11 protein-coding genes are annotated in these 13,116 nt (G+C 62.5%); 9 read left to right on the top strand and 2 right to left on the bottom strand.

Going from position 1 to position 13,116, the window contains the following annotated elements; all coding sequences use genetic code 11:
* The first annotated feature begins 36 nt into the window (after positions 1-36).
* The 3 genes from HMPREF1022_RS10650 (at position 37) to HMPREF1022_RS10640 (ending at position 3,948) form a co-directional block, all read left to right on the top strand.
* A complete protein-coding gene (locus HMPREF1022_RS10650; protein WP_009303111.1) occupies positions 37-1,584 on the top strand; it encodes a carbon starvation CstA family protein in 1,548 nt (515 codons plus the stop codon).
* Between the two features lie 118 nt (positions 1,585-1,702).
* The gene (locus HMPREF1022_RS10645) at positions 1,703-3,367 is read left to right on the top strand and encodes a hypothetical protein (protein ID WP_009303110.1); all 1,665 of its coding nucleotides are present in this window, start codon (positions 1,703-1,705) and stop codon (positions 3,365-3,367) included.
* 2 nt (positions 3,368-3,369) lie between these two features.
* Complete coding sequence (locus HMPREF1022_RS10640) at positions 3,370-3,948, top strand: prenyltransferase (protein ID WP_008682466.1); 579 nt, start codon at positions 3,370-3,372, stop codon at positions 3,946-3,948.
* Here the strand turns inward: HMPREF1022_RS10640 and HMPREF1022_RS10635 are convergent.
* The gene (locus HMPREF1022_RS10635; RefSeq protein ID WP_008682456.1) at positions 3,941-4,864 is read right to left on the bottom strand and encodes a UbiA prenyltransferase family protein; all 924 of its coding nucleotides are present in this window, start codon (positions 4,862-4,864) and stop codon (positions 3,941-3,943) included. The genes HMPREF1022_RS10640 and HMPREF1022_RS10635 overlap by 8 nt on opposite strands.
* Before the next feature lie 211 nt (positions 4,865-5,075).
* On the opposite strand from HMPREF1022_RS10635, the gene HMPREF1022_RS10630 reads away from it, so the two are divergent.
* A complete protein-coding gene (locus HMPREF1022_RS10630; protein ID WP_009303109.1) occupies positions 5,076-6,704 on the top strand; it encodes a hypothetical protein in 1,629 nt (542 codons plus the stop codon).
* Between the two features lie 46 nt (positions 6,705-6,750).
* Here HMPREF1022_RS10630 and HMPREF1022_RS10625 read toward each other — a convergent pair whose 3' ends face one another.
* Positions 6,751-7,590, bottom strand: a complete 840-nt coding sequence (locus HMPREF1022_RS10625; protein ID WP_008682454.1) for a sulfotransferase family 2 domain-containing protein — start codon at positions 7,588-7,590, stop codon at positions 6,751-6,753.
* A 308-nt stretch (positions 7,591-7,898) separates the two neighbouring features.
* Here HMPREF1022_RS10625 and HMPREF1022_RS10620 point away from each other — a divergent pair, with 308 nt between their 5' ends.
* The 5 genes from HMPREF1022_RS10620 to HMPREF1022_RS10600 all read left to right on the top strand — a co-directional run bounded on the left by HMPREF1022_RS10620 (position 7,899) and on the right by HMPREF1022_RS10600 (position 13,095).
* The gene (locus HMPREF1022_RS10620; protein WP_008682453.1) at positions 7,899-8,690 is read left to right on the top strand and encodes a type III pantothenate kinase; all 792 of its coding nucleotides are present in this window, start codon (positions 7,899-7,901) and stop codon (positions 8,688-8,690) included.
* 70 nt (positions 8,691-8,760) lie between these two features.
* Complete coding sequence (gene eno / locus HMPREF1022_RS10615; RefSeq protein ID WP_008682452.1) at positions 8,761-10,062, top strand: phosphopyruvate hydratase; 1,302 nt, start codon at positions 8,761-8,763, stop codon at positions 10,060-10,062.
* A gap of 215 nt (positions 10,063-10,277) precedes the next feature.
* Positions 10,278-10,811: a DUF805 domain-containing protein gene (locus HMPREF1022_RS10610; RefSeq protein WP_008682451.1), complete on the top strand. Its 534-nt coding sequence runs from the start codon at positions 10,278-10,280 to the stop codon at positions 10,809-10,811.
* A complete protein-coding gene (locus HMPREF1022_RS18915; protein ID WP_008682450.1) occupies positions 10,808-11,944 on the top strand; it encodes a DUF805 domain-containing protein in 1,137 nt (378 codons plus the stop codon). The genes HMPREF1022_RS10610 and HMPREF1022_RS18915 overlap by 4 nt, the downstream gene beginning before the upstream one ends.
* Entirely contained in the window at positions 11,941-13,095 is a 1,155-nt protein-coding gene (locus HMPREF1022_RS10600) for a DUF805 domain-containing protein (protein ID WP_009303107.1), read from the top strand. Before HMPREF1022_RS18915 ends, HMPREF1022_RS10600 begins: the two co-directional genes overlap by 4 nt.
* The last annotated feature ends 21 nt before the right edge of the window (positions 13,096-13,116 follow it).

Raw genomic sequence — 13,116 nt, 5'->3', positions numbered from 1 at the left:
TATAGTATTTTCAACATACTTCGCGGGACGGCCGGGATGGGGATGGTCTGCTTTCTTGCGGCGCTGGGCCTGCTGGTGCTGGGTTACGCGGTGTACGGCGTTTTTGTGGAAAAGGTTTTCGGCATTGACCGCACGCGGCCGACCCCGGTGCAGAGCAGGGCGGACGGCGTGGATTGCGTGGCCCTGCCTCCGTACAAGATTTTTTTCATCCAGTTGCTGAACATCGCGGGCCTGGGGCCGGTGTTCGGGCCCATTCTGGGCGCGGTGTACGGCCCCGCGGCCCTGCTCTGGGTGGTCTTCGGCTGCATTTTCGCGGGCGCGGTGCACGATTTCCTCACCGGGGCCATGAGCCTGCGTTACGGGGCGGCCTCCTATCCGGAGCTCATCGGGCGCAATCTGGGCAAATATGCCCGCTGGTTCATGCTGGTCTTCACCATCTGGTTCATGGTTCTGGTGGGCGCGGTTTTCGTCAACGGCCCGGCCGGGCTGCTGGCCTTCAAGACCGGCGAGCTGCTGCGTTCCTGGGAGGGCGGCGCGGCCGTGTTGCAGTGGCTTGAAGCCTGTCCGCTGGCCGTGTTCTGCGCCGGGGCGGACGGCACGGTTTCTGCGGGCAAGGTGCTGGCCCTGTTCTTTTCCGCTCTGATTTTCAGCTATTATTTCGTCGCCACTATCCTGCCCATCGATAAGATCATCGGCAGGATATACCCCTTTTTCGCCATCCTGCTGCTGTTCATGGCCTTCGGCCTGCTGGCCGCGCTGCTGCTCAATCCCCAGTACAGCATTCTGCCCAACCTGCGCCCGGCCGACTTTTTCACTAACCTGAACCCCAAGGGTGCGCCCCTTTGGCCTTTACTCTTCGTGACCATCGCCTGCGGGGCGATCTCGGGCTTCCACGCCACCCAGTCGCCCATGATGGCCCGCTGCATGCGCTCGGAAGGGCAGGCCCGGCTGATGTTTTACGGGGTAATGATCGCCGAGGGCGTGCTGGCGCTGATCTGGGTGACCATCGGGCTTTCTTTTTACGACGGGGACCCGGCGGCCCTGATGGCGGCCGGAACTCCGGCGGTGGTGGTTTCCAAGGCTTCCGAAGGCCTGCTGGGCGGGCTGGTGGGGGGCACCCTGGTTTTTCTGGGCGTGGTCATCCTGCCCATTTCCACCGGCGACACGGCCTTCCGCACCGGGCGGCTCATCCTGGCCGACGTGCTCCGTTTTGAGCAGGGCTCGCTGGGGCGGCGCATCGTGCTGGCCGTGCCGCTCTTTCTGCTGGGCATTTACTTTGCCGTAGGCGACTTCACGGCCATCTGGATGGCCTTCGGCTGGACGAACCAGACCCTGGCCTGCGTGTCCCTCTGGGCGGCGGCGGTCTGGCTGCGCCGCCGCAAACGCCTGCACTGGGTGGCCACCGTGCCCGCGTTGTTCATGACCGCCGTGTGCGGCAGCTATCTCTTTTACTTTGATAAATTTCCCTTCCGCTGGTCCATGACGGCCTCGGTCTGCATGGGGCTGGCCGCCTCCGGGCTCTGCTTCGCGCTCTTTCTCGCCAGGGGCGGCAGGATGCCGGAGGGTGACGAGGCGAAGTTCTGACGCGGCAGTCGCGTGACCGGGGCTGTCAGGCGGCCTGCTTTTTCCGGGCGAGCTGTTGCTTTACTTGCGCGCCGCGCGCCAGAGCATAATTCAACATAATACTCTCGGTACGTTTTTTATGCTTCAAACGTTTGCTCCCGCGTCCGCGCAAGGCGGCCCGGCACGCCGGTACCGGCTCTGGGATCTGCTCGTCCTGGCCCTGGCGGCCTGCTATGCCTGGGCCGCATTACAGGGCGTGCTGTCCATTTCCGTCGGCGGCGCGCAGTTGGACAGTGACCTGGCCACCTATGCCCAAGGCATGGCCGGGGCGGATCATCCCGAACTGTTTGTCTTGGATCCCGTGCTGCGCGCCGTCACGCCGGCCAACAGCATCTGGAATTTGGAACGCTTCACGGCGCGCCTGCTGACCCCCGGCAACGACTATGTGGTGGGACTGTTCCGGGCCGGAGCTCTGGCTATCTTCATTTTCTACGCGGGCTGGTACCTTTTGGGCCGCTGGCTGTTCGGAAGTCCGGGCCTGGCTTTTCTGCTGGCCCTGCTGGCCGGAGTCACTGTCTGGGTGGAGTGGGGCACTTTCTGGGGCATCGCGCAGTCGGACCCTGTGCCGCGCGTGTTTTTCGCCGCGCTCTGGCCCTTTCTGCTGCTGGGGGCCCTGGCCGCTCAGGAGCGGGCGCTCCTGAGGCCTCCGGCCATGCTGGCCGCAGGCCTGTGCATGTGGGTGCACGGCATAAGCGCCTTGAACACCGGGGCCATGTTCTTTCTGGCCTTTGCCCTGCACCGTCCCCAGGGGCAGAGCCTGGTCGCGCATCTGGTCAATTGTGTTTTCTGCCTGGTGTTGTATTTCATACCGGTATTGGCCTTTCTCTGGCCTTCACTGACCCAGACTCACGCCTTCAGTGCGGCTGACATGGCCGTTTTTCAGGAATTGTTCAACCTGCGCTGGCAGGAGGACTATGGTCGCCTGGGGGAACGGCTGGCCCATCTGGTAAGTTTTTCCAGCCCGATGCTGCCCCTGCTTTGCGGCGGCTTCGCGGCCTGGTTGATCGTCCGGCGGCGCGGAGGAATGCGGGCGCGCCGCCTTGCCGCCATGTGCCCGGCCTTTGTGCTGGCCCTTGTCCTGGTTGTGTTGTTTTCCTGGGCGGAATCCCGCCTTGCGCCGGAGTTCGGACGTCTGCCGCTGGGGCATGAGCTCGTGCGGGGTCTGCGTTTTCTGGTGCCTCTTTCCTGGCTGATGATTGTGGCCGCGTTAGCCTGCTTCCGGCCTCGCCTGTCCCGTGCCGGGCGTCTGCTGCTGGCGGGCGGCGTTACCTCGGCCGTGTTGTTGCTGAGCCATGATCGCCAGTATATGGCCGCGCAGTATGCGGTATCGCAAGCGACCGGCCTGCCGCTGCCCTTGCTGGACGACGCGCGGGAAGCCATGCGCGGAGCCGCCGCCTATCGGGAAGCTCTGGACAGGCTGGCACGGCTGGTGCCGCCGGGTGTGCCGGTTTTCAGCGACAGCGACGCCATGGCCGTGCGTTATCTGGCTCAGCGCCCTCTGGTGCATTCCTTTAAGGACGGGTATATTTTTTTCTATAACAAAGACGTGCAGGGCTCCCGCACCTGGCTGCGCTACAACGCCCTGATGCAGCAGGGACCCACGGGCTACATCGACGCCTGGCTTGCCTCGGGCGTGCCTTGGCTGCTGAGCGGCCGTCCGCGGGACAAGGCCCTGCTGGAGCCTTACGGCGAGGTGCTCTGGGAAAACGGCGGCTGGCTCATCGCGCGGCGGCGTGGAGGATAGGCATGGAGCGGGATGGAAAAGATATCCCTTTGGTGACGGATCTGGACGGCACCCTGGTGGCCGGAGACACCCTGGTGGAGGGAGTTAAGGATCTGCTGGCGCGCAGGCCGTGGATGTGCTGCGTATTGCCGTTCTGGGTAGCGCGCGGGCGGCGTTTTTTTAAAAAGCAGCTTGCCCCCTGGAGCGCGGCGGCCTGTCTGCGCATGCCTCTCAATGCCTCGGTGGCCGACCTGCTGGGGGAAGCCGCCCGCACGGGGCGCCGGGTCTGCCTGGCTACAGCCGCCTATGAGGAAGTGGCCGAGGCCATGCGCGTTCGATTGCCGCTTTTTGACGCTGTTTTCGCCACCACGTCGGCGGTGAATCTCAAAGGCGGGCACAAGGCTCGCTTTCTCAGTGAGATGTTCGGAAGGGGCGGGTTTGACTATTTCGGCGATTCCACAGCGGATCTGCCGGTCTGGGCCGAAGCGCGCAAAGCCTATGTGATCGGCGACGCGGCGCTGGCGGAAAGGGTGCGTTCCCTGAACCCTGAGGTCATGTGCATTGTCCCCCGCTGGACACAAGAGCCGTACGGCGTCAGTTAATGGGTTCCAGCAGGAATTGCAGGCTCTGCACGTTGATGAAGCAGGTCGCACAGAACAAGACCACCAGCAGCGCGGTATACAGCATGAATTTTTTCTCATGAAACAGTTTTTCCGGTGTCTGCACCACGGAATCGGCGTTCATGCTGATGCTGAAATACCAGGAGAACAACAGGGCCACCAAGGGAAAAAGAAAAATAAACTCAATCTTGTACTTGATGAGTGAAATGCCCAGGAACAGCGCGGTGTTCATGGCGTAGAAAAAGGCTGAGACAAGCAGCTTCCGTTCCGTGTAACTGGCAAGGCTCTTGCGGTACCGGGCCATGACTTCCTTGGAGCGGATGCTGCGCAGTTCGGCGAAGCGTTTCAGGGCCATGAGAAAAGCGCCGCCGCACCAGTACGCCAGCAGAAAGCTGCTGGGCGGAAGATGATCGGGTATGCAGATGGCCCAGCCGAGAACCAGGCGCAAGGGATTGTTAATGGATTCCGAGATGACGTCGAGATAGGGCACATCCTTGGTGCGCAGGGGCGGCACGTTATAGCAGATGCCCATGATCAGAAGAAAAAGCGCTGTGAATCCAAACAGTTTATTGATATAAAAGCCCAGCCAGAGCCCGAGGCAGGCCAGCAGGGCGTATTCCAGCAGCACATAGCGCAGGCGCACCAGGCCCTGCGCCGCCGGGCGCAGGTATTTGGTGGGATGTTGCCTGTCGTTGGGCGCATCCAGATATTCGTTGATGCAGTAGTTGGCCGAGGCGATGCAGCAGGTGCTGACCAGGCCGAGGATGAGATTTCCCGCCAGGTTGGCCGGAATGTCCCGCAGAAAGAGGAAAGCCAGGCAGAGACCCGGAAACATGAAAAACTGTTTGAACCAGTGATCCGGGCGCGCGATCTGAATATAGGGCCGCAACTTTTCCAAGGGGACCGCCTTTCAAAATCCAGACTGTACAGTCTGGAACGAGAAAAGCCCGCGGGCTTTTCTCGTGTTAATGTGTTGTGCTCCCGGCAGAATAATTTTTCTGACGGATCACTCACATGAATTATGTGACGGCGTATATCAAAAAAAGCTCGCGCAGGAAAAGCCGCCGGACGGACCCGTCCGTTTGCGGGCCGCGCGCGAGGAGGTCGCCATGCGTGATTGTTGCCGCATCCGGGCGGTGGATATAGCGGCTCTGCTGCTGATTGCGGTCTACGCGCTGGCCGCCTTGGCGGGCGTGCTGGAGATTTCCGCCAACGGGACGGAGCTGGACAGCGACCTCGGCATGTATGCTTACATCACCGCCGGGGAGCAACATCCCGAAAGTTTCAGCGCCGATCCGACGGCGGCCCTGCATTCCCATTCTTTTTGGAATGCGGCGCGTTATCTGGGTGCCCTGCTCACGCCGGGAAACGAGTATGCCGTAGGCCTGCTGCGGGCCGGGGCCCTGGCGGTCTTCGTTTTTTACGCGGGCTTTTATCTTCTGGGGCGCTGGCTGTTCGGCAGTCCCATTCTGGCCGCCGTTCTGAGCCTGGTCATGGGCGTAACCGTCTGGGTGGGCTGGGGAACATTCTGGGGCGTCACCCACAGCGACCCTGTGCCGCGCGTATTTTTCGCCGCGCTGTTTCCTTTTCTGCTCTGGGGCGGCATCGCGGCCCTGCGTCATGTCCGGGCCAGGCCCCTGGTCATGCTGGCCGCCGGTTTGTGCGTCTGGGTGCATAATATCAGCGCGCTGGCCACGGGGGCCATGCTGTTCATGGCCTTTGCCCTGAACAGAGAGAAGCGGAGCTGGGCTGTTCATCTGGGCATCCTGGCAGTCTGCCTGTTATGTTTTTTCCTGCCCGTGCTGTTTTCTCTCCGTTCTCTTTTGGGGGGACAGGCCGCTGTTCTCAGCGCCGACAATCTGGCCGTGCTCAGATATTTGTTCGATCTGCGCCTGGGGGCGGATTATGGGAGGATGCTGGCGGATCTGGGCGGGTATCTGCTGACCTGCAGCGTGATATTTCCGCTCTTTCCCGCCGCCTGCGCGGGCTGGCTGATCACCGTGTCCGCCGGATGGGGAGGCGGGGAGCGCGCGCGCGATCTGGCGCGCATGTATCCCGGCATGCTGCTGGCTCTGGCTTTGGTGGCCCTGTTTTCCTGGGCCGAGTTTCAACTGGCCGCGCGGCTGGGCCGCTTGCCCCTGGGCCATGATTTGATCCGGGGCACGCGTTTTCTGGTGCCGTTGGCTTGGCTGATGGTCGTTTCCGGAGTGGCCTGCTTCTGGCCGCGCCTGCGCAAGATTTTTCGTTTTTCTCTGCTGGCCGGCATTGCCCTGGCGGTCCTGCTGCTGAATCAGGACCGCTGGCACATGGGCGCGCTCCACAGCCTGGCCCGGCATACGGGCCTCACCCTGCCGCTTCAGGACCGGGCGGAGGACCGGCTGCGGCACAATGCCGCCCGGCGTGAGGCGCTGGAAAAACTGAGCGCGTTGACGCGTCCCGGCGACGTGGTCTTCAGCGACAACGGTGATTCCGCCATCCGTTACCTGGCTTTGCGCGGCCTTTTCCACAGTTTCAAGGACGGTCTGTATCCCTACTACGGCAAGGATGCGGACTGGGCCCGCGTCTGGCTGCGCTACAACGCCCTGATGCAGCGGGGACCCACAGGCTATATCGACGCCTGGCTGGCCTCGGGCGTGTCCTGGCTGTTGAGCGGCCGCCCGCAGGACAGGGCTCTGCTGGAGCCTTACGGCGATGTGCTCTGGGAAAACAAGGGCTGGCTTATTGTGCGTCGGCGCTGAGTGCGCGGCCCGCACGGCCATGCGGCATTGCCGCCGCTTGCGCCGGTCAGCCCTTGGGCTTGAGGATGGGGCCCGCGCGCTCGCCCACCAGGGTGTCTTCCAGTGTGGCGCACATTTTCTGATACTTGCCGTTCAGAAAGCGGAAACGGCGCAGCCGGGCCGTGAAGTCCGGACCCGCCGCGGCCACGCGCCGCTCGAAGAGGGTGCGCGCAAAGGCGTAAAGCTCCAGGTCCGCATTGTTCAGGCGCGCGGCCAAAGCCCGGTCTTCGGCGCTGACGGCGTCGGCCAGGCCGGGGCGCAGCATGTTCCGGCGTTCGTGGAAGAGCTTTTGCAAGCCGATTTCGTCGGCCAGCAGCAGGAGGCTTTCGTCAAAGCGCTCCTGAATGCCCACAAAGCAGAAACTTTCTTCCAGATGCTTTTTAGCCAGGGCCAGCACCTCGTCCGGATTCCTGTCCGGCGCGAACACGCCCGCCAGACAGTGGGTGACGAAGTTTCTGCCCCGGAATTTCAGCAGGGGATCGTTGCTGGTGAGGTAGTCCCGGAAGCTGACGGCATTTTCGTTGAGATAGGCGTAGAGATGGTTTTCAGGCCAGGACTTCTGGAAGACGTATTCCGAAACAAGCCGACTCAAGGGCTCGCGCAGCAGGGTGAACATGCGCAGGCGACGGCCGTAGAGGCTGGGCGGATCGAAACTTTCGGGCATCAGATGCCCCTCGATGAGGCGGATGCGCTCCAGCACGTCCGCCTCCAGCATACGGCAGCGCTCGTAATCCTCCTTGGCATAGACGCTCAGGACGGTTTCAGGCGCGAAATTATCGTGCAGAACGGCGTTCAGCGTGGTCCCGGCCGTGCGCGGCAGATGCAGGAAAAAGAGCGTTTCATCCATGGCGTGTTCCCCGGAGCGTATTTGTATACCTCGCCGGGGCCGTCCCGCAAGCGGGGCGGCCGTGCCGTGCTTGCCTCCGCCGCATGAATCCGGCATACTTACTCTTCCATAAAATATTTCGCATAGGAACGCGGCGGATTCCGACGGGGCCTGTTCGCGCTGACGCGGAGTAGTTTTGGAGGCGATGTTTTCAAAGCGCCATCCAGCCGGAGCCGTTACGCTTCGCGGTGCGCCGCACACGCCGGGGCGGCACGTTTACTGTTTCAATGCTCTGAAACTGACTTTTCACGCCGACGCGGGGGTGTCCCATGCAGCCGGAACTTCTGCTCTTCGACATAGGCAACACGTCCATCAAGGTGGGGCTGGCCAATGAGCGGCACGTGCTGACTTCCTACACCCTGCCGGCCAACGCCGGGCACACCTCGGACAGCCTGGGCCTCACGCTTCTTTCCCTTTTGCGGCACGCGGACACGGATATGGCGAAGCTCAAGGCCTGCGTGGCCTCTTCCGTGGTGCCGGGTTTCGACCCGCTGCTGCGCGAGGCCGTGGCCCGCTATCTGGACCGGCCCCTGTACTGCGCGCCCGACGACTTGCCCATTCCCCTGGAAAACCGTTACGAACGGCCCTCCGAAGTGGGAGCGGACCGCCTGGTGGGGGCTTTCGCCGCCCGCAGGCTCTGCCCGGACGCGGCCTCCCTGCTGGTGGTGGACTTCGGCACGGCGGTGACTTTTGACTGCGTGAGCGGGCAGGCCTATCTGGGCGGCCTGATCTTTCCGGGCCCGGCCACGGCCCTGGCCGCGTTGTCGCGCGAAGCCGCCAAATTGCCCAGAGTCAATCTGGACATTCGCGCGCAAGAACCCGCGCCCGGCCGCGACACCACCACCAGCATCCAGCATGGTCTGGTCTTTGGCTTTGTCTGTATGGTGGAGGGCCTGACCCAGCGGCTCAAGCGGCAGATGTCCGGCCCGATCAAGGTGCTGGCCACAGGCGGCTTTGCCGCGTCCATCGCCAGGGTGAGCCCGGTCTTCGACCATGTTCTGCCCGCCCTGTTGCTGGATGGCCTGCGGCGTCTGTACTATGAGGAGCGGGATATTCTCTGAGGCCGCCGCGCATCGGCGCGCCCGGCCTTGTTCTGAACATAACCCCAACATGAGGGCATAAGGAGCGAATATGAGCAGCATTGCCTCTGTTTTCGGCCGTGAGATCCTGGATTCGCGCGGCAATCCCACCGTGGAAGTGGAAGTGACCCTGGAATCGGGCATCAGCGCCCGCGCGGCCGTGCCGTCCGGCGCGTCCACCGGCAGCCGGGAGGCGCTGGAAATGCGCGACGGCGACAAGAAACGTTATGGCGGCAAGGGCGTGACCAAAGCCGTGGAGCATGTCAACGGCGAAATCGCCGACGCGCTTCTGGGCCTGGACGTGCTGCGCCAGGTGCAGATCGACAACAGCCTTATCGATCTGGACGGCACGGACAACAAATCCCGCCTGGGCGCCAACGCCATGCTGGGCGTGTCCATGGCTTGCGCGCGGGCCGCGGCCACCTTTCTGGGCCTGCCGCTCTACAAGTATCTCGGCGGCATCAACGCCAAGGTGCTGCCCGCGCCCATGATGAACATCATCAACGGCGGCGCGCACGCCCCCAACAACCTGGACATCCAGGAATTCATGATCATGCCCATCGGGGCTATGACCTTCCGCGATTCCCTGCGCATGGGCACGGAGATTTTCCATACCCTGCAGGCCATCCTGAAAGCGGACGGGCATGTGACCAGCGTGGGCGACGAGGGCGGCTTCGCGCCCAATCTCAAGAACCATGACGAAGCCTTTGCCTACATCATCAAGGCCATCGAGGAGGCGGGCTACAATCCCGGCGGCGAAGTGGCCCTGGCTATCGACGCGGCCGCCTCGGAATTCTACCAGGACGGCAAGTACGTGCTCAAGGGCGAGGGCAAGACCTTCAACAACGCCGAAATGGTCGAATGGCTGGCCGGGTTCACCCGCAAATACCCGCTGATCTCCATTGAGGACGGCATGGCCGAAGGCGACTGGGACGGCTGGGGCATGCTTACCGCCAGCCTGGGCGAGAGCATTCAGCTGGTGGGCGACGACATCTTCGTGACCAACCCGGCCATCCTGGCCGAGGGCATTTCCGAAGGCGTGGGCAACTCCATCCTGATCAAGCTGAACCAGATCGGCACAGTGACCGAAACCCTGGACACCATTGAAATGGCCAAGGAAGCGGCCTACACCACCGTCATTTCGCACCGCTCCGGCGAAACCGAAGACAGCTTTATTGCGGATCTGGCCGTGGGCGTCAACGCCGGGCAGATCAAGACCGGCTCGCTCTGCCGTTCCGAGCGCATGGCCAAGTATAACCAGTTGCTGCGCATTGAGGAGGAACTGGGCGACGAGGCCGAATTCTTCGGCCCCATGCTGGCCGAGTATTACGCGCTGGGCGACAGCGAGGACTAAAACGCTATGCCGAACGCAAGGCCCGCGCCCGTAAAGGACGCGGGCCTTGTTGCAGCGGAGTCTTTCAGGGTGGAACATGCCGTAACATTCGCGGTAGCGAGATTCGGTATCCCGGTCTTTCAGTCCGCTTTCTATTGCTGTCGCGCGGAGGTGCCTGGAAATGACGGCATCGCTTGCACTTGACACTGTTTCAAAGCCGACCTGGGGAGAGCCGTATGGCGTTGAAAAGTTTTCCCATCAGATGGTGTTGTTTTCGCGGCCGGGCGTCACGCGCGGAATTTGTGTGGAATCTCTTTGCGTATGCCCTGATGCTGCCGCTGTTCTATGTGGTCATGGCGGTTCTGGGATCCATGATGCCGCTACTGAGTCTAGCCGGTGGAGCGGCCATTCTAGCCGTGTGGCTGACGTGGGTGGGAGTGAGCGTGCGGCGTCTGAAGGATTGCGGTCGCAGCCTTTGGTGGGTAGCCGTACCGCTGTTGCCTTCATTGTTGCAGACGGGTGAGGTGTTGCTGTTGCGGTACTGCCGGGATGACGCATGGGCCACCGAGCTGCTGGATCATCCCGCTTGGCATGTCCTGTGGGCAATTTCAGTGCTGGGCGCCCTGCTTTTTCTGCTTTATCTGCTGATCAAGAAAAGCACGCCCGACCCCAATCGCTACGGGCCTGACCCTCTGATTTCGGCGGAAGCCTTGGCCGGAAAGCCTGCTATTTCCCATGGCCTTAGCCACCGGGAAGGCCTTGAGCAGTGAAATTCATTGCAGCCGTGAAAATCTGCCTGCGCAAGTACGCCTGTTTCCGGGGCCGGGCCCCTCGCTCGGAATTCTGGTGGTTTTCGTTTGTTGCCCTGCTTGCGCAGGGCGTCGTCCTGATTTCCTGCCTTTCACTCATCCGGAGCTTGAAAAGCATGCCGTCCTGGGGGGGATTCCAAATACTCGCCGTCACGGATGCGCTCATCGCCGTCCTGCTGCAGTTTGTCATCTTTATCCCTATGTTGGCCGTCGGCATTCGACGCTTGCATGACAGCGATCTCAGCGGCTGGTGGCTGCCGACGGCCATGTGGCTGCCGTCGCTGCTTGCGCTGGGATGCGCCCTGCTGTGGGGCAGGCCTGAAGCCCTGGACCTGGTAAAGCTGGTCGGCGGCAATTCCTCATTGTTCCCGAAGATACTGGACGGGCATCCCGTGCTGTCCTGGTCCCTGCGCATCCTCAATATGCTGCTGCAATTCTTTTTGCTGTTCGTCTGGGTCAGAAAAGGCACTTCCGGTCCCAATCGTTTCGGGCCTGACCCCCTGGCTCCGGAGACGGTCCCTGGGAATCCGCCGGTTTCTCCCCCGGCGGAGCGCAAAGCGACCATGAGCTTCGCCCGCGGCATCAAAACCTGCCTGCGCAAGTATCTGCATGTCCGGGGGCGGGCATCGCGCGCGGAATTCTGGTGGTTCGTGCTGTTGTACGCGCTGCTGCTCCTGGGGTACAAGATACTGCTCTTCCGGCAGCAGGGGCCGGACTGGCTGTTCTTTGTGACGCAGGGTCTGCCCTTGCTGGCCCTGTTGCTCCTGGCGGTTCCCCTGTTGGCCGTGGGTGTCCGGAGACTGCACGACAGCAACCTCAGGTGCTGGTGGCTGCTGGTTCCACTTGTTCCCACACTGCTGGCTCTGGGCATCGGCGCTTGGGTGGGCATACCCGCTTCACTCGTCTGGATGGAAATCACGGACGCGGCCCTTGCCTATCATCTGGAGCGGTATCCCGGCGAATTCTGGATCTTGCATCTGCCGACGGCGCTGTTGCTTCTGCTTCTGCTGTGCCTCTGCCTCAGAAAGGGCACGTCCGGTCCGAATCGTTTTGGCCCAGATCCTCTGACAGTGGCGAGGGAGCGTAGGATATGAGCATTGCCGCCATAGTCAGAGCCAATTTGAGTCAGTTCGCGGATTTCAGGGGCAGATCGTCCCGTGAGGAATTCTGGTGCTTTTTTCTGGTCGGCGTGCTGGCAGCGCAGTCAATGTCCTTGCTGACGGGTTCGTTGAGCAGCATTTTCCCGGCGTTCGGCAGCTCTATGCTCTCCTCGCCGCCATTCATGGTGCGAGGGCTGTTGCTTTTGCCCTTTCTGGCGGCTGCGGCCCGGCGCCTGCGTGACTGCGGCAAAAGTCCCTGGTGGCTGTGCCTGGCCCTGCCGCGCCTCTTACTGGAGAGCTGGGAGCTGGCGACCTTCCTGATGGCGGACTATGCCTTTGGCGGACCGCTGATGTACCCCCTCGCGGAAATCTGTCTCGTGATTCTTTTGTTCCTGCTCACCGCTGAAAGGAGAGATAAGCAGGGTGTTTCCGTCGCCGCCGGCGGAAAAGAGGCGCGGGTGCCGTCCTTTACAACGGCCGTGAAACTTTGCCTGCGCCGTTGTCTTCTGTTCCGGGGCCGGGCATCGCGCGCGGAGTTCTGGTGGTTCGTGCTGGCCTGGCAGCTGCTTGCGCTTTTTCTTGAGAGTCAGGTGCTGATCCTGAGCGTGCTGCTGGGCTCGCATCTCGTTCCCTACGGTCCGGCGGCTGTGCGTCTGGCCTGCTCGGCCTTCTGCATTTTGCCCCTGTGCGCAGCCGGGGCACGCCGCCTGCACGACCGGGGCATGCCCGGCTGGTGGATGCTGCTGGGTCTGCCCTCCCTGATCATCGCGCCCGCTCTCGCCTTCTGGGCGCCGCTGGAAATCTGGGGCGGGAAAGAGAGCGCCCGGCTGTTCCAATTGATGCTCCGGCCGGAGCTGAACATGCCTCAGCTCCTGTCTCCGTTGGTGCAGCTTGCGGCTTCATGTTTGCTGCTCAGTCTTTACTGGCTGCTGACCGTGGACGGCGCGGCCGGTCCCAACCGCTACGGGCCGGATTCGCTGGAGGGCGAGCCGGGACGGAGGGCCAGGGTGCTGGTCTTCCGGGAATCGGGCCCTGACCGGCCCGAACCGGCCCGGCGCGTCAGGCGAAATGGAGGGAGAAGACCCGCCCGGAGCTTGAGCGCGGCGCGCGGATGGCGTATGCTGAATTTTTCTGATCAGTTTTGAACCCCAAGGCCGGAGAAGAGC

The sequence above is a fragment of the Desulfovibrio sp. 6_1_46AFAA genome (genome assembly GCF_000224635.1).
GTDB classification, from domain to species: domain Bacteria; phylum Desulfobacterota; class Desulfovibrionia; order Desulfovibrionales; family Desulfovibrionaceae; genus Desulfovibrio; species Desulfovibrio fairfieldensis.
This window is presented reverse-complemented; position numbering and strand designations above follow the sequence as displayed.

Bases quoted from the DNA above. Each gene is read 5' to 3' on its own strand.
- HMPREF1022_RS10620 (WP_008682453.1), top strand. From the start codon at position 7,899: ATGCAGCCGGAACTTCTGCTCTTCGACATAGGCAACACGTCCATCAAG.
- HMPREF1022_RS10645 (WP_009303110.1), top strand. From the start codon at position 1,703: ATGCTTCAAACGTTTGCTCCCGCGTCCGCGCAAGGCGGCCCGGCACGC.
- HMPREF1022_RS10625 (WP_008682454.1), bottom strand. From the start codon at position 7,590: ATGGATGAAACGCTCTTTTTCCTGCATCTGCCGCGCACGGCCGGGACC.
- HMPREF1022_RS10630 (WP_009303109.1), top strand. From the start codon at position 5,076: ATGCGTGATTGTTGCCGCATCCGGGCGGTGGATATAGCGGCTCTGCTG.
- HMPREF1022_RS10640 (WP_008682466.1), top strand. From the start codon at position 3,370: ATGGAGCGGGATGGAAAAGATATCCCTTTGGTGACGGATCTGGACGGC.
- HMPREF1022_RS10650 (WP_009303111.1), top strand. From the start codon at position 37: ATGGGGATGGTCTGCTTTCTTGCGGCGCTGGGCCTGCTGGTGCTGGGT.
- HMPREF1022_RS10610 (WP_008682451.1), top strand. From the start codon at position 10,278: ATGGCGTTGAAAAGTTTTCCCATCAGATGGTGTTGTTTTCGCGGCCGG.
- HMPREF1022_RS10600 (WP_009303107.1), top strand. From the start codon at position 11,941: ATGAGCATTGCCGCCATAGTCAGAGCCAATTTGAGTCAGTTCGCGGAT.
- eno (WP_008682452.1), top strand. From the start codon at position 8,761: ATGAGCAGCATTGCCTCTGTTTTCGGCCGTGAGATCCTGGATTCGCGC.